Origin of the sequence: Sphingomonas sp. 66-10, assembly GCF_001897045.1 — a bacterium.
Taxonomy (GTDB): domain Bacteria; phylum Pseudomonadota; class Alphaproteobacteria; order Sphingomonadales; family Sphingomonadaceae; genus Sphingomonas; species Sphingomonas lycopersici.
The window spans coordinates 127046-142575 of record NZ_MKRR01000106.1; the positions used below are offsets into that span (position 1 = coordinate 127046).

Annotated in this window: 14 protein-coding genes and 1 tRNA gene; 8 read left to right on the forward strand and 7 right to left on the reverse strand. The window is 69.1% G+C overall.

Going from position 1 to position 15530, the window contains the following annotated elements:
* Positions 1–71: 71 nt before the first annotated feature.
* A complete protein-coding gene (gene nhaA / locus BGN95_RS10370) occupies positions 72–1274 on the forward strand; it encodes a Na+/H+ antiporter NhaA (protein WP_265271200.1) in 1203 nt (400 codons plus the stop codon).
* On the opposite strand, the gene BGN95_RS10375 is transcribed toward nhaA, so the two are convergent.
* The gene (locus tag BGN95_RS10375; RefSeq protein ID WP_179512906.1) at positions 1275–1949 is read right to left on the reverse strand and encodes an RlmE family RNA methyltransferase; all 675 of its coding nucleotides are present in this window, start codon (positions 1947–1949) and stop codon (positions 1275–1277) included.
* Positions 1946–2983: a Ppx/GppA phosphatase family protein gene (locus BGN95_RS10380; RefSeq protein WP_265271202.1), complete on the reverse strand. Its 1038-nt coding sequence runs from the start codon at positions 2981–2983 to the stop codon at positions 1946–1948. The genes BGN95_RS10375 and BGN95_RS10380 overlap by 4 nt, the downstream gene beginning before the upstream one ends.
* A 146-nt stretch (positions 2984–3129) precedes the next feature.
* Between BGN95_RS10380 and BGN95_RS10385 the strand changes: the two genes are divergently transcribed.
* Positions 3130–3203: transfer RNA gene (locus BGN95_RS10385), tRNA-Gln, on the forward strand.
* A 103-nt stretch (positions 3204–3306) separates the two neighbouring features.
* Here the strand turns inward: BGN95_RS10385 and BGN95_RS10390 are convergent.
* The 5 genes from BGN95_RS10390 to BGN95_RS10410 form a co-directional block, all read right to left on the reverse strand.
* Positions 3307–3711, reverse strand: a complete 405-nt coding sequence (locus tag BGN95_RS10390) for an aspartyl protease family protein (protein WP_286772554.1) — start codon at positions 3709–3711, stop codon at positions 3307–3309.
* Between the two features lie 39 nt (positions 3712–3750).
* Positions 3751–3996, reverse strand: a complete 246-nt coding sequence (locus tag BGN95_RS10395) for a hypothetical protein (protein WP_286772555.1) — start codon at positions 3994–3996, stop codon at positions 3751–3753.
* A gap of 124 nt (positions 3997–4120) precedes the next feature.
* Positions 4121–4249 (reverse strand): hypothetical protein, encoded by a 129-nt coding sequence (locus BGN95_RS10400; protein WP_286772556.1) that lies wholly within the window; start codon positions 4247–4249, stop codon positions 4121–4123.
* A gap of 76 nt (positions 4250–4325) precedes the next feature.
* On the reverse strand, positions 4326–4820 hold the full coding sequence (locus tag BGN95_RS10405) for a methylated-DNA--[protein]-cysteine S-methyltransferase (protein WP_286772557.1): 495 nt from the start codon (positions 4818–4820) through the stop codon (positions 4326–4328).
* Positions 4821–4894: 74 nt separating this feature from the next.
* A complete protein-coding gene (locus tag BGN95_RS10410) occupies positions 4895–5485 on the reverse strand; it encodes a TlpA family protein disulfide reductase (protein ID WP_179512903.1) in 591 nt (196 codons plus the stop codon).
* 16 nt (positions 5486–5501) lie between these two features.
* Here BGN95_RS10410 and argH point away from each other — a divergent pair, with 16 nt between their 5' ends.
* The 6 genes from argH to BGN95_RS10440 all read left to right on the forward strand — a co-directional run.
* Positions 5502–6863, forward strand: a complete 1362-nt coding sequence (gene argH / locus BGN95_RS10415) for an argininosuccinate lyase (protein WP_265271283.1) — start codon at positions 5502–5504, stop codon at positions 6861–6863.
* Between the two features lie 2 nt (positions 6864–6865).
* Positions 6866–7123 carry a lipoprotein gene (locus BGN95_RS10420; protein WP_179512902.1) on the forward strand — a complete coding sequence of 86 codons (258 nt, stop codon included), beginning with the start codon at positions 6866–6868 and terminating at the stop codon, positions 7121–7123.
* Positions 7123–8382 carry a diaminopimelate decarboxylase gene (gene lysA / locus BGN95_RS10425; RefSeq protein WP_265271246.1) on the forward strand — a complete coding sequence of 420 codons (1260 nt, stop codon included), beginning with the start codon at positions 7123–7125 and terminating at the stop codon, positions 8380–8382. The genes BGN95_RS10420 and lysA overlap by 1 nt, the downstream gene beginning before the upstream one ends.
* The gene (locus BGN95_RS10430; protein WP_286772558.1) at positions 8379–9242 is read left to right on the forward strand and encodes a precorrin-2 dehydrogenase/sirohydrochlorin ferrochelatase family protein; all 864 of its coding nucleotides are present in this window, start codon (positions 8379–8381) and stop codon (positions 9240–9242) included. The genes lysA and BGN95_RS10430 overlap by 4 nt, the downstream gene beginning before the upstream one ends.
* The gene (locus tag BGN95_RS10435) at positions 9239–10192 is read left to right on the forward strand and encodes a CorA family divalent cation transporter (protein ID WP_179512899.1); all 954 of its coding nucleotides are present in this window, start codon (positions 9239–9241) and stop codon (positions 10190–10192) included. The genes BGN95_RS10430 and BGN95_RS10435 overlap by 4 nt, the downstream gene beginning before the upstream one ends.
* Positions 10193–10277: 85 nt before the next feature.
* Positions 10278–15530: alpha-2-macroglobulin family protein (locus tag BGN95_RS10440; RefSeq protein ID WP_286772559.1), on the forward strand; the 5253-nt coding region annotated here is incomplete at its 3' end.

The following is a 15530-nucleotide window of genomic DNA, read 5'->3' on the forward strand; positions in this document are numbered from 1 at the left end:
GGGAGCTTCATCAAGCTCTACGGCATCGCCAACAGCCGCAAGCTGATCGCGGAGGCTCTGGGGCGGGCGGCATGACGGCGGCGCGGCGCGGCCCGACTTCCGCCCTGCGCGATTTCCTGCGCGGCGAGGCGGCGGGCGGCTTCGTGCTGGTCGCCGCGGCGGCGCTGGCGCTGATCGTCGCCAACCTGCCGGCGACGGCGGCGCTTTACGCGCATATCCTCCACGCCGAAACCGGCCCGGTGCTGGCGCCCGCGCTCGGGCCGATGACGGTCCATCTGTGGATCAACGACGGGCTGATGGCGCTGTTCTTCCTGTTCGTCGGGCTGGAGATCAAGCGCGAGCTGACCGATGGCGGGCTGGCGCGGGCGGACCAGCGGCAATTGCCGTTCATCGCCGCGGTGGCGGGGATGGCGGTGCCGGCGCTCACCTATCTGCTGGTGGTCGGCGACAGCCCCGGGCTGCAACGCGGCTGGGCGATCCCGGCGGCGACCGATATCGCCTTTGCGATCGGGGTGATGGCGATGCTGGGGAAGCGCGTGCCCTCGTCGCTCAAGCTGCTGCTCACCACCGTCGCGATCGTCGACGATATGGGCGCGGTGGCGATCATCGCGCTTGCCTATACCGAGGAGATACGCGCGGTTGCGCTGGTCGGCGCCGGGGTGGCGCTGGCGGTGCTGTATGTGATGAACCGGCGGGGCGTCCACGCGCTGTGGCCGTATCTCGCGGTCGGTGCGATATTGTGGCTGCTCGTGCTGCAATCGGGGGTCCATGCGACGATCGCCGGGGTGGCGACCGCCGCCTTCGTGCCGCTGGTGCGGACCCCCGGTGCGCCCGATGCGCCGCATTCGCCGCTCCATCGGCTCGAACATGCGCTTCATCCCTGGGTGGCCTATGCGATCGTCCCGCTGTTCGCCTTCGCCAATGCCGGGGTCGCGCTGGGGGGCGTCGGCTGGAGCGCGCTCGCGGCGCCGGTGGTGATCGGGGTGGCGCTGGGGCTGTTCCTCGGCAAGCAGATCGGGATTTTCGGCGCGATCTGGGGCGCGGCGCGGCTGGGGATCGCGCGGCGCCCGCACGGGGTGAGCTGGGCGCAGATCCACGGCATGGCGCTGCTCGCCGGGATCGGATTCACGATGAGCCTGTTCATCGGCGGGCTCGCCTTCCCCGGCGACGCGCGGCTGATCGCCGAGGTCAAGGTGGGGGTGCTCGCCGGTTCGCTGCTGTCGGCGGCGGCGGGGGCCGTGGTGCTGGCGCTCAGCGGGCGATCGCGCGGCTGATCAGTCGCCCGCCGCGCGGCCCTTGAACCCCTGCGCGACGACGAACCATTCGACGCTGCCCTTGCGGCTCGCCGGGGGCTTGGCGTGCTTCACGGTGGTGAAATGGCGTTTCATCTCCGCCACCAGCGACGAATCGGCGCCGCCCGCGAAGACCTTGGCGACGAACGTCCCGCCCGGTGCGAGCACCTCGATCGCGAAGGCGAAGGCGGTCTCGACCAGCGCCATCGTGCGCAACGCATCGGTCTGCGGATGCCCGACGGTGTTCGCCGCCATGTCCGACAGCACCAGATCGGGCGCGCCGCCCAGCGCGTCGATCAGCATCCCCGGCGCGGCATCGTCCATGAAATCGTGCTGGAAGATCGTCACCCCGTCGATCGGATCGACCGGCAGCAGGTCGATCCCCACCACCGCCGCCTTGGGCAGGCGGCGGCGCACCACCTGGCTCCACCCGCCGGGCGCGATGCCGAGATCGACCACCCGCTTGGCGCCCTTGAGCAGCCCGAAACGCTCGTCGAGCTCGGTCAATTTATAGGCCGCGCGGCTGCGATATCCCTCGGCCTTGGCGCGGCGGACATAGGGGTCGTTGAGCTGGCGTTCGAGCCAGCGGGTCGATTGCGCGCTGCGGTTGCGCGCGGTGCGCACGCGCTGGTGCCCGCCCGATCCGCCGCGGCTCATCGTGCGGTCGCCATCAGCCGGCGCAGGATGCCCTCGCGGATTCCGCGATCGGCCACCCCGAGCCGCTCGACCGGCCACAGATCGAGGATCGTCTCGAGGATCGCGCACCCCGCCACCACCAGATCGGCGCGCTCGCGCCCGATACACGGCAAGGCGGCGCGCTCGGCCGGGGACATATGCGCGAGGCTGTTCGATACCATACGCATCGCCGCCGCCGGCGCGATCAGCCCGTCGACCGCGGCGCGATCATAGCGATCGAGCCCGAGATGGACCGAGGCGAGCGTCGTCACCGTGCCCGAGGTGCCGAGCAAGCGCCGCTGCCGGTCCCCCGCGGGCAGCCGCGCGGCGAACGGCGCGAAGCTTTCGCGCACCAGCGACCGCATCCGCTCATAGGTTGCCGCACGCCCGGCGGAGCCGTCGGCCGCGGGAACGCTTTCGGTGAGCGAGACGACGCCCCACGGCGCCGAATGCCAGTCGAGCACCGAGGGGACGGTGGTCGCGGTGTCGATCAGCACCAATTCGGTCGATCCGCCGCCGATGTCGAACACCAGCGCCGGCCCTTCGCCCGGCTCGAGCAGCACATGGCAGCCGAGCACCGCGAGCCGCGCTTCTTCCTCGGCGGAGATGATATGCAGGTGGATCCCGGTCTCGGCGTGGACACGCGCGATGAATTCGGCGCCGTTCGACGCGCGGCGGCACGCCTCGGTCGCGACCGATCGCGCGAGCGCGACGTTGCGGCGCTTCAGCTTGTCGGCGCAGACGCGCAGCGCGGCCAGGGTGCGCTCGATCGCCGCATCGGACAGCCGCCCGCTGCTCGCCAGCCCCTCGCCGAGCCGGACGATGCGCGAGAAGGCGTCGACCACCGCGAAACCGTCGCCCTGCGGGCGGGCGATGAGCAGCCGGCAATTGTTGGTGCCGAGATCGAGTGCGGCATAATGGCGCGCGAATCCGGTGCGCGGGCGCGCCGAGGCTAGGGCCGAACGGGCAGGGTCTGAGCCCTGCCGGTACGGCAAACTGGCGGAGCTGTCGCCCATTGCCGTCGGGTCACTTTCTATTCTGTTCTGCCGTCGCGGACCCTATCGTCCGCCCGGTGCTTGGACGCGAGGCTACAGTTTCGTGACCCGACGAGCAAGCCGGCCTTGACCAGCGCGTATGTTCCGGCCTAGAGGCGCGCCCTCGTTGCCCCGTCGTCTAACGGCAAGACTACGGACTCTGACTCCGTCAATCGTGGTTCGAATCCACGCGGGGCATCCAGCTTTCCATATCGCGGCTCGCCCATGGGGAGGCTTCCGCCGATAACTTCCGGTGTCGATGAGCCGGCTCGGCGCTGGCGAGCCCGATCAAGGTGGCGATAAGCTCAGTATAATTCCCAGGTAAAACGGCCAGAGCGAAAAACGTGCAGATCGCCTTGCCCGATCACGTCCATGCCTATCAGGACGTCGAAATCATCATTGTCGCGGAAGTCGGCGCCATTAACCTCGTCGAACCAAAAGTAACCGCGCTCGCCCTTGTCCTCATATAGCGCGCCGAGCACGAAGCGGTAACGGTTGTGATATTCGATCCCTGATACTCCGCCAACGCGAGCCTTCCCGCGAGGGCGCAATCCCATGGCGCGAGCGGCGCTGCGCGTGATGCAGGTCCCGCCAGCCCCGGTGTCGATCAGCCCGCGCAGAATGCTGACATTGCTGGCGGGAACCCAAGGTGTCGGTTCGACACCCGGTACAAATACTTGTGCGGGCTGCACGACGACATCGATAACCATCTGCCGGTGAGCGTTGAGACTCCCGGTAATCTGTCGCATCTACTGGACGACGTGGCTGAAGAAGCCGAGGTCGACGACCTCGTCACTGACCTCCTGGATGCTGAACAGGTCGTCGGGGAACTGCGCCGCCCCGGCGCCTTCCGCACTACCGGCGGTGGCATGGAACGATACGATCTGACCATGACGCAAGAGCGCCCACTGACCTTTGCGGGCGGGCAGGTATTGCTGAACAACGCGCTGGAAACTATCGAAATTTCCGTCGATTTCCTGCTGTAGCGTGCTCATGGCACCGGCTCCCATCGGCTGTTCGCGAATCGGTATCACGCCTGGATTCAGTAGCGCAACGGGCGTTGAATCATGAAAGGCAGGCGGATTCCAAAGCGAGTCCCAATTGCAACACTATCGGCCGCTAGCGCCGTCGTCGCCGGCCCCAGACGCGTGCGTGTTCGCGGCGATAATGGCGGACGACGCGCCAGACGATCCATCCCACGCTCACCACCAGCAGCGCCAACAAGGCGTAACCAATTTCGACACGCACCATCCCGCCCCTTAGTGTCGCACGCGATCACTCCCGATGCTGCAACGCACGATGAGGCGGATGGCTCCCGCCGAATTCAGCCGGCATCCCCCCGCTCCAGCGCCAGCAACATCTCCTTCGCCGCCAGCCCGCCGGCGAATCCGGTGAGCGCGCCGTTGCTGCCGATCACGCGGTGGCATGGGGCGATGATCGAGATCGGGTTGCGGCCGTTCGCCGCGCCCACCGCGCGCGCCCCATGGGGGCGATCGAGCGCGCGCGCGATCCGGCCATAGCTCGACGTTTCGCCGAACGGAATGCGCAGCAACGCCGCCCAGACGGCGCGCTGGAACGCGGTGCCGCGAAAGGCGAGCGGTACGTCGAACGCGCGGCGCTTCCCCGCGAAATATTCGTCGAGCTGGCGCGCGGTTTCGCACAGCACCGGATGATCGGGCGCATCGGCCAGCGCGGGCAGCGGGACGCGCGCCGGATCGTCGCCCTCCCACAGGATCGCGACGAGCGCGTCCCCTTCGGCGACCAGGGTGAGCTCGCCGACCGGCGAGGCGATGATCTTTGACGGCAGAGGTTGGGACATGACGATCTCCTTCGCCGGCAGCGATCGCATCGATCGCCCGCGCGCGCGTCCCGCGGTTTGCGGTCAATGACGGGTCAGAACGCCTCGTCGATCAGCTTGCGCGCGGCGGCGCTGGTCCAGTCCATCTCGCCGGAGGTGCGCCATATCTCATGCCCCTTGGCGTCGAACAGGATCGTCGTGGGCAGGTTGACGCGATAGCCCAGGCTCAGCCCCATTTCGGGATCGGTATAGGGCTTCAGCCGCGTCAGATGCCGCGCGGCGACGAACGGGGCGACCTTGGCCGGCTCCATATCCTGGCTCACCGCGAGCATTGTCACTCGATCGCCTAACTGCCCGGCCAGCGTATCGAGCGTCGGCAGTTCCTTGACGCACGGCGCGCACCATGTCGCCCACAGGTTGAGCAGCACCGGCTTGCCACGGAAATCGGCGAGCCGCACGCGCTTGCCTTCGGGCGAGATGAAGACGCTGTCGACCGCTGCCATGCCGCGCTGGTGGCGATCGACCGCATTGTGCGCGCCATGCTTCTTGGATGCCGGCTGCACTTCGTCGGGCGACGTATCATTATGCGCCGCAGTCGCTTGCCCGTCGCCGGGCCTTTGCCTATCGCAGCCGGCGGCGGCCAATGCCAGCCCGAGGAGAAAGACGATCGCCGAACGCGAAGCCATGAGCGGTTCCAATCAGATGTGGGGCGGTCGGTTTGCCGAAGGCCCCGCAGCAGTGATGCGTGAGATTAACGCCTCGATCCCATTCGACAAGCGCATGTGGCGTCAAGACATCGCCGCGTCCAAGGCGCATGTCGCGATGCTCGCGACGCAGGGCGTCGTCGCGCAGGAGGATGCCGCCGCGATCAGCGCCGGGCTCGATACGGTCGCCGCGGATTATGAAGCCAACGGCGTCCCCGACGATCTGACGCTGGAAGACATCCATATGCTCAGCGAGGCGAAGCTCGCCGCGGCGATCGGCCCGGTCGCGGGGCGGCTCCACACCGCGCGCAGCCGCAACGATCAGGTCGCGACCGATTTCCGGCTGTGGGTGCGCGACGCGATCGACCAGACCCGCACCGCGCTCGCCGCGCTCGATGCCGCATTGCTCGCGCGTGCCGAGCAGCATGCCGGCGACGTGATGCCCGGCTTCACCCATCTCCAGTCGGCGCAGCCGGTGACGCTCGGGCATCATCTGATGGCCTATCACGAGATGATCGCGCGCGACGCCACCCGCTTCGCCGATGCACGCGCGCGGATGAACCTCTGCCCGCTCGGCTCGGCGGCGCTCGCCGGGACCGGCTTTCCGCTCGATCGCCACGCCACCGCCGCGGCGCTCGGCTTCGACGGCCCGACGCGCAACTCGCTCGATGCAGTGTCGGATCGCGATTTCGCGATCGAATATCTCACCGCCGCCGCGCAATGCTCATTGCATCTGTCACGGCTGGCGGAGGAATTCGTGCTGTGGGCGTCGCAGCCGTTCGGCTTCGTCGCTTTGTCCGATCAATGGTCGACCGGCAGCTCGATCATGCCGCAGAAGCGCAACCCCGACGCCGCCGAGCTGGTGCGCGGCCATGCCGGACGAATCACCGGCTGCCTCGTCAGCCTGATGGTGACGATGAAGGGGCTGCCGCTGGCCTATTCGAAGGACATGCAGGACGATAAGCCCCCGGTGTTCGAATGCCACGATTTGCTGGGGCTGAGCATCGCGGCGATGACCGGGATGATCGAGAGCGCGACCTTCCGCACCGATCGGATGCGCGCGCTGGCCGAGAGCGGCTATGCCACCGCGACCGATCTGGCCGACTGGCTGGTGCGCGAGGCGAACGTGCCGTTCCGCGAGGCGCACCACATCACCGGCCGCGCGGTGGCGCGCGCCGAGGCGCTGGCGGTGACGCTCGATCAAGTGCCGCTCGCCGACCTCAAGGCGATCGACCCGCGGATCGACGACCGGGTCTATTCGGTGCTGTCGGTCGACGCCTCGGTCGCCAGCCGGACGAGCTTCGGCGGCACCGCGCCGGACAATGTGCGCGCCGCGATCCGCGCGGCGCGGGGAGAATGACGATGAAGCGCGCCTTTGTGACGCGGGGGGCGGTATTCGCTCTCGGCTCGCTGTTGTTGCTTGCCGCTTGCGGTCGGACGCATCCGCTGCGCCCGGCCAAGGGCGAAAGCCTGCCGCCCGCGCCTTATGGCGCGGAAACCCCGCCGGCGGGCAGCAAATTGATCGAACCGTCGGTCCAGGCGCGCCCCAAGCGCGGCGACGATCTCCTCACCAACTCTCAGGATCGCCGGTCGGACCAGTTCGACCTGCCGCCACGCTGATGAACCATTTTTCGATGATCGATGGCGCGCTCCATTGCGAGGGCGTGCCGCTCGAACGGATCGCGGCCGAGGTCGGCACCCCGGTCTATGTCTATTCCGCCGCGACCTTCCGGCGCCATGCGCAGGTCTTTCGCGACGGGCTGAAAGCCGCGGGCGCGCGGGTCCATCTCGCTTATGCGATCAAGGCCAATCCCAATATCGGGGTGCTGCGCGTGCTCGCCGACGAAGGCTATGGCGCCGACGTGGTGTCGGGCGGCGAGCTGGCGCGCGCGCTGGCGGCGGGAATGCCGGCGCATGACGTGGTCTTCTCCGGGGTCGGCAAGACCGACCGCGAGCTGATCCGCGGGCTGGAGGCCGGGATCGGCCAGTTCAACCTCGAGCTCGAGGAAGAGGGCGTGGTGCTCGCCGCGCTCGCCGCGGCGCGCGGGCTGACCGCGCCGGCGGTGCTGCGCGTCAACCCCGACGTCGACGCCGGGACCCACGCCAAGATCTCCACCGGCAAGAAGGAAAACAAGTTCGGCGTGCCGATCGATCTCGCGCCCGGGATCTTCGATCGGCTCGCGACGCTGCCGGGGATCAACCTGCGCGGGGTGGCGATCCATATCGGCAGCCAGCTGTTCGATCTCGCGCCGCTCGAAGCGGCCTATCGCCGGGTCGGCGAGCTGGTCGCCGAGCTGCGTGGGCGCGGTCACACGATCACCCATGTCGATCTCGGCGGCGGGCTCGGCGTGCCGTATCGCGAGGAGGACGCGCCGCCGGCGCCGGCCGATTACGGCGCGATGGTCGCGCGTGCTACCGCGGGCTGGGATGTCGAATTGATGTTCGAGCCCGGCCGGGTGATCGCGGGCAATGCCGGGGTGTTGCTGACCGAGGTGATCTGGGTCAAGCCGGGGGTGATCAACCCCTATGTCATCGTCGATGCGGCAATGAACGATCTCGCGCGTCCGGCGATGTACGATGCGTGGCACGATTTCGTCGCGGTGCGGCCGCGCGGCGGGACGATGACCGCCAATATCGCCGGCCCGGTGTGCGAGACGGGGGATACGTTCGCGATGGGGCGGACGATCGATCGCGTCGAGCGCGGCGATCTCGCGATCTTCCGCACCGCGGGCGCCTATGGCGCGACGATGGCGTCGACCTACAACAGCCGGGCTTTGGTGCCCGAGGTGCTGGTCGACGGCGATCGCTATACCGTGGTGGCCGATCGCATCGCGGCCGAGACGATCCTCGCCGCCGAGCGGGTGCCGGACTGGTTGTGACGCTCGCCAGCCTTCCCCTGTTCGTCAGCCTCGCCGGGCGGGCGGTGATCCTGATCGGGGAAGGCGAGGCGGCGGATGCGAAACGGCGGCTGCTCGAACGTGCCGGCGCGGTCGTGGTGGATGAGGCGGGGAAGCCCTTGCCGTCGTCCACCACCGTTCATGCTGAGCTTGTCGAAGCGTTGCCCTTTTCTTCGACGCGCGGTGAAGGGGAAAGCAGCCCTTCGACGAGCTCGGGGCGAACGGAGGAAGCGAGGTTCGCGATCGTCGTCGATGACGAGGCGGCGGTCGCGCGGCTCAGGGCGCGTGGCGTCCTCGTCAATGCGGTCGATCGTCCCGATCTGTGCGACTTCACCTTGCCCGCGATTGTCGATCGTGCGCCGGTGATCGTCGCGATCGGCACCGGCGGCGCCTCCGCCGGGCTGGCGGCGGCGCTCAGGCAGCGGCTGGAGGCATTGCTGCCGGCGCGGCTCGGGCGGCTCGCCGAGGGGCTGCATGCCGCGCGCGGCGCTTGGCGTGCGCGTTATCCTGAAGCCGGCGACCGGCGGCGCGCGATCGGTGCGGCGCTGGCGCCGGGCGGGGCGCTCGATCCGCTCGGCGAGCACGGCGAGGCGCCCGATGCCGGGCCGGTCGACGCAGCGGTCACGGCGGGGATCGTTCCGCTCAAATTGCGCTCGGCCGACCCCGACGATCTGACATTGCGCGAGGCGCGGCTGCTCGCGCAGGCCGATCGCGTGACGCATCGGCCGGGGGTGCCGCGCGCGATCCTCGATCGCGCGCGCGCCGATGCCGCGCGGATCGAATGCGCCGCGCCGCCGTTGGACGCGGGACCGGGATTGACCGTCGACGTGGAGATGCTGTGAGCGGGTTCGGCTATCGTATCGACAATGGCGTGGCGCGCCGTATCACGGTGAAGGAAGCGGCGGCGTGCGACGCCGGGATGGTCTGGGTCCATTTCTCCGGCACCGGCGACGCGACGCGAGCCTGGCTGCGTGACGAAGCGCGGCTTCCCGAACATCTCGTCGAGGCGCTCACCGCGCAGGAAACCCGCCCGCGCTGCGACGGCTATGATACCGGCGCCTATCTCAACCTGCGCGGGCGGAGCGAGGAGGAGGTGTATCCGTCCGACCTGCTCGCCTCGGTGCGGATCTGGGCCACCAAGGGCCGGGTGATCTCGGTGACGCGCAAGCATCTCGTCGCGACCGATGTGGTCGAGCAGGCGGTGAAGGACGGCACAGCGGACGATCCCGGCGATCTGATCACCACCTTCGCCACCGCGATCACCAACGATCTCGATCCGGTGGTGGCCGAGCTCGGCGATCAGATCGACGATTGCGAGCAGGAACTGGATGCGAACCGCGTCTACGAGCTGCGCCGCAAGGTGACGCGGGCGCGGATCGCCGCGATCGGCTATCGCCGGTTCCTCAACCCGCAACGCGCCGCGCTCGACAAGCTTGCGCAATTGCAGGGCGACTGGCTGAGCGAGGACGATCGCGCGCATGTCGCCGCCGCCGCCGATCGCGCCGCGCGCATGGCCGAGGAGCTCGAGGCGATCCGCGAGCGCGCCAGCCTGATCCACGAAACGCTCACCGACCTGCGCGCCGAGCTGATCGACACGCGTAGCCTGATCATCGCGATCGCGGCGATGGTGTTCCTGCCGCTGACCTTCATCACCGGGCTTTACGGGATGAACGTCGCCGGGCTGCCTTATGCGCAAAAGCCGTGGGCGTTCGATGCGATCATCATCGCCTGTATCGTCATCTCGGTTGGAATCATTGCCTATTTCCTGCGCCGGCATTGGTTCCGCGCTTGAGCGATTACACGAATTAACGCTGTTTCCTGCTGGACTTACGGCACTTTTCATCGATAGCCTCGCCGCGGTCTCGGGAGGACACTCGATGAAGCTCGCCGCCAAGCTTGCCCTGCTCGCGCTGGCGATCGCGCCGGTCGCGGCCCTCAGCGACAATGCGCCGCGGGTGATCCTTGCCCAGCCGGGGATCGGCGGCGGGGCGATCGAGCGTTTCACCCTGCGCTTCAGCCAGCCGATGGCGCCGCTCGGCGATCCGCGCGCCGCCGCGCCGGCGACCGCCGAATGTTCGGTCGCCGGGCAGGGGCGCTGGGTCGACCAGCAGACCTGGGTCTATGAATTCGAACGCCCGCTGCCCGGCGGAACGACGTGCCGCTTCAAGACGGTCGACGGGCTCAGGAGCGTCGCGGGCTATGCGCTGGCCGGCGCGCAGAATTTCACCGTCGATGCCGGCGGGCCGGTGGCGCGCGCGGTGCTCCCCTCGGGCGGGGGCGACGAGATCGAGGAGGACCAGACCTTCCTCGTCGCGGCCAATATGCCCGCCGATCCGCGCTCGATCGCGGCCAATGCCTATTGCGCGGTCGACGGGATCGGCGAGAAGATCCCGGTCGACGTGCTCCCCGCCGATCTGCCGGGCAAATTGATCGGCGCGATGGGCAAGGACCGCTGGGAGGTGCGTAACTTCCTGGAGAACGCCGGGCTGCCGGGCGATCTCGCCACCGCCTCCGCCGCCGATCGCCAGCGCGCGGTCGCCGGGGTGGTGGCGCTGAAATGCCGCCGCAATTTGCCGCCGGGGCGCGACATGGCGCTGGTGTGGGGGGCGAATATCGCCGGTGTCGGCGGCAAGCTCGCCGGGGCCGACCAGCGCTTCGACTATAAGGTGCGCAAGCCGTTCGCGGCGCGGTTCGAATGTTCGCGGGTCAACCCGCAGGCGGGGTGCAGCCCGGTCGAAAAGGCGTGGGTGCGCTTCTCCGCGCCGGTGGCGATGTCGGTCGCGCAGCAAATCCGCATCACCCTGCCCGACGGCAAGACGATCGCGCCGACCTTCAGCGACGACGAGAAGAAGAAGGCGACGATCGCCGATATCGGCTTCGCCGCGCCCTTGCCTTATGCCACCGCGGCGAAGCTCGAACTGCCGCAGGGGGTGAAGGACGAGAGCGGCCGCGCCTTGTCCAATGCCGAGCGCTTCCCGCTCGATATCCGCTTCGATCGCGCCCCGCCGCTGGTCAAGTTCGCCGCGCCGTTCGGGATCCTCGAGGCGAAGGAAGGCGGCGTGCTGCCGGTGACGGTGCGCAATGTCGAGCCCGCGCTGCAGGGCCGCAACCTTACCGTCGGCGGGCAGGCGCTGCGCGTCGCGGACAAGGACGGCGCGGTGGCGGACTGGCTGCGCCGCGTCTCCGCCGCGGGCGATACGCGCTACGAATCGGTCAAGCGCGGCGAGGAAACGGTCGAGGTCAACCACACCGGCGACACCTCGATCCTCGGCAAGCAGGGCGCGCCGCTCAATGTCGCCTTGCCCGGCAAGGGGCAGGATTTCGAGGTGGTCGGGGTGCCGCTCGGCAAGCCCGGCTTCTATGTCGTCGAACTGGCGAGCCCGGTGCTCGGCCGCGCCTTGCTCGGGCGCGATGCGCCGCGTTATGTCGCGGCGGCGGCGCTCGTCACCAATATGGCGGTGCATTTCAAATGGGGCCGCGAACGCAGCCTCGCCTGGGTCACCGCGCTCGACAGCGGCAAGCCGGTCGCCAATGCCAATGTCGCGGTGACCGACAGCTGCACCGGCGAGGTGCTGGCGCGCGGTATCACCGATCGCTCGGGCGGGTTGTTCGTCAAGGGCGGGCTGCCCGAACCGGCGACCTATGGCAGCTGCAACGACAATTCGTCGACGCATCCCCTGATGGTCTCGGCGCGCGCCGGGGGCGATTTCAGCTTCACGCTCACCCAATGGGGCGACGGCATCCGGCCGTATGATTTCGATCTGCCGTACGGCTATTCGAAGCCCGACGACGTGTTCCACACCGTGTTCGACCGCGCTTTGGTCCGCGCCGGCGAGACGGTGCACATGAAGCATATCGTGCGCCGCCCGGTCGGCGCCGGCTTTACGATTCCCGCCGGGTTCACCGGCACGTTGCGGCTGTCGCATCGCGGATCGGACACCGAATTCGACGTGCCGCTGACGATCGACGCCAACGGCATCGGCGAGACGACATGGACCGCGCCGCAAGGCGCGCCGATGGGCGATTACGATCTGCGCGTGATCGCGGGCGAGCGGACGATCTACACCCAGCAATCGTTCCGGCTCGACGAATATCGCCTGCCGACGATGCGCGCGACGGTGAGCGGGCCGAAGGGTGCGGTGGTGCGGCCCAAGACGGTGCCGCTCGACCTGTTCGTCGGTTACCTCTCCGGCGGTGGCGCCTCCAATCTGCCGGTCGATATGCGCGTCGGCTGGTTCGCGCATCGCAACACGCCCGACGGCTATGACGCTTATACCTTCGGCGGCCGCGCGGTGCAGGAGGGCGTGAAGCCGCTCAACGGCGACGGCGAGGAGGACGGCCCGACCTTGCCCCCGACGCAGACCTTGCCCGCGCGGCTCGGCGCCGACGGCACCGCGCGGCAATCGATCGAGGTGCCGCAGGGGCTCGACGGCACGACCGACATGACGGTCGAGATGGATTATCAGGACGCCAACGGCCAGACCTTGACCGCCTCGCGGACGATCCCCGTCTTCGCTTCGCGCGTCCAGCTCGGGGTCAAGACCGACGGCTGGCTGATGAAGCAGGACGATTTGCGGCTCCGCTTCGTCGCGCTCGACCCCGAGGGCAAGCCGATCAAGGGGCAGAAGATCAATGTCGCGCTGTACAGCCGGCAGATCCTTACCGCGCGGCGCCGGCTGATCGGCGGCTTCTACGCCTATGACAATCAGATGCGGACGACCAAGCTCTCCGCCTCCTGTTCGGCGACGACCGATGCGCAGGGGCTGGCGCAATGCGCGGTCGATCCGGGGGTGTCGGGCGAGGTCTATGCCGTCGCCACCGCGGCCGATGCCGACGGCAATGTCGCGCGCGCGGTCCGCTCGGTGTGGCTGGCGGGCGACGACGATTGGTGGTTCGGCGGCGACAATGGCGACCGGATGGACGTCGTGGCCGAGCAGCCCACCTATAAGGCCGGCGACACCGCGCGCTTCCAGGTGCGGATGCCGTTCCGTTCCGCCACCGCCTTGGTGACGGTCGAGCGCGAGGGCGTGCTGTCGAGCTTCGTCACCGAATTGTCGGGCAAGGACCCGGTGGTCGAGGTGAAGATGCCGGGGAGCTATGCGCCCGACGTCTATGTCTCGGTGATGGCGGTGCGCGGGCGCGTGACGCAAAGCTGGTGGGGCTGGTTCAAGAGCCTGTTCGGCGCGCGCGACGAGGCGCCGGCGGCGACCGCGACGGTCGATCTGTCGAAACCGGCCTATCGCCTCGGCATCGCCAAGGTGAAGGTCGGGTGGGAAGCGCATAAGCTGGCGGTGACGGTGAAGCCCGATCGCGCGCGTTATGCCGCGCGCGAGACCGCGCAGGTGGCGATCGCGGTGACCGGGCCGGACGGCAAGCCCGCGCGGACCGCCGATGTCGCCTTCGCCGCGGTCGACCAGGCGTTGCTCCAGCTCGCCCCCAATGAATCGTGGGACGTGCTCACCGCGATGATGGGCGAACGCCCGCTCTCGGTGCTCACCGCCACCGCGCAGATGCAGGTGGTCGGCAAGCGGCATTACGGGCGCAAGGCGGTCGAGGCGGGCGGCGGCGGTGGCGCGGATAGCGCGGCGCTCAACCGCGAGAATTTCCAGCCGGTGCTGTTGTGGAAGGGCCGCGTCGCGCTCGATGCGCAGGGGCGGGCGATCGTCCCGGTGGTGCTCAACGATGCCTTGTCCTCGTTCCGGCTGGTGGCGATCGCCACCGACGGCGCGGACCGCTTCGGGATGGGGGCGACCAATATCCGCACCGCGCAGGATCTGTCGCTCTATGCCGGGCTGCCGCCGGTGGTGCGCACCGGGGATCAATATGCCGCGGGGTTCACACTCAGGAACGGCTCGGACAAGCCGATGACGGTGACCGCGGAGGTCGCGCTCACCCCGCGCATCGCCACCGGGCGGCCGCTCACGGTGACGATCCCGGCGGGCGGCGCGGCGCCGATCGCGTGGAACCTCACCGCGCCGCCGCAGCCGGGCAATCTGCGCTGGCAGGTCAGCGCGCGGACCAGCGACGGCCGCGCGGCGGACAAGGTGACGGTGACGCAGGAAGTGGTGCCCGCGGTGCCGGTCGAGGTGTGGGCGTCGACGCTCGCGCGCATCGGCGCCGAAACGACGATCCCGATCCGCGCGCCCGCCGGGGCGCTAAAGGGATTGGGCGGCGGGATGGGATCGGTCGACCTTCGGCTCGACGATACGCTCGCGCCGCCGATGGCGGGGGTGCGCGCGTTCATGGCGGCCTATCCCTATCAATGTTTCGAGCAGCGGATGAGCCGCATCGTCGCTTTGGGCGATACCGCCGGCTGGATCCAGCTTGCGGGCGAGATCCCGGCCTATCAGGCGCCCGACGGGTTGCTGCGCTACTGGCCGAGCGAAAGCCTGCAGGGATCGGAGGCGCTGACCGCTTACGTCCTGTCGATGGCGGGCGAGGCGGGACTGGCGATCCCCGAGGCGAGCCGGACCAAGATGGTCGAGGGGCTGCGCGCGGTGCTCGACGGGCGGCTGCGGCGCGAGGAATATGGCGATGTCCGGCTCCAGCGGCTCGCCGCCTTCGCCGCGCTCGCCCGCGCCGGCGCGGCGACCCCGGCGATGCTCGGCCAGATCGGGTTGACCCCGGCGGAAATGCCCACCGCGAGCCTGGCCGATTATCTCCTCGCGCTCGATCGCGTCTCGGGGCTCGCCAATGCGCAGGCGTTGCGCGGCGCGGGCGAGACCGCGCTGCGCAGCCGATTGGTCTATGAAGGAACGCGGCTCGATCTCAGCGATGCGTCGAACATGCCGTGGTGGCTGATGTCCTCGGCCGACGAAGGCTCGATCAAGGCATTGCTCGCGGTGCTCGGCAAACCCGGCTGGCAGGACGAGGGGCCGAAGATGATGGTCGGCGTCGCGCTTCGCCAGCAGCGCGGGCGCTGGGATACCACCACCGCCAACGCCTGGGGGGCGCTGACCGTGCGGCGCTTCGCCCAGCTCTATCCGGCGACCGCGATCGCGGGGACGACGACCGCGACCCTGGGGCAGCGCAGCGCGACCTTCGCCTGGCCGCTCGCGGCGGACCGGCGGCAGGCGTCGCTGCCGCTGCCGGCGGGGCAGACGCCGCTGGTGCTGCGCCAGTCGGGCGGG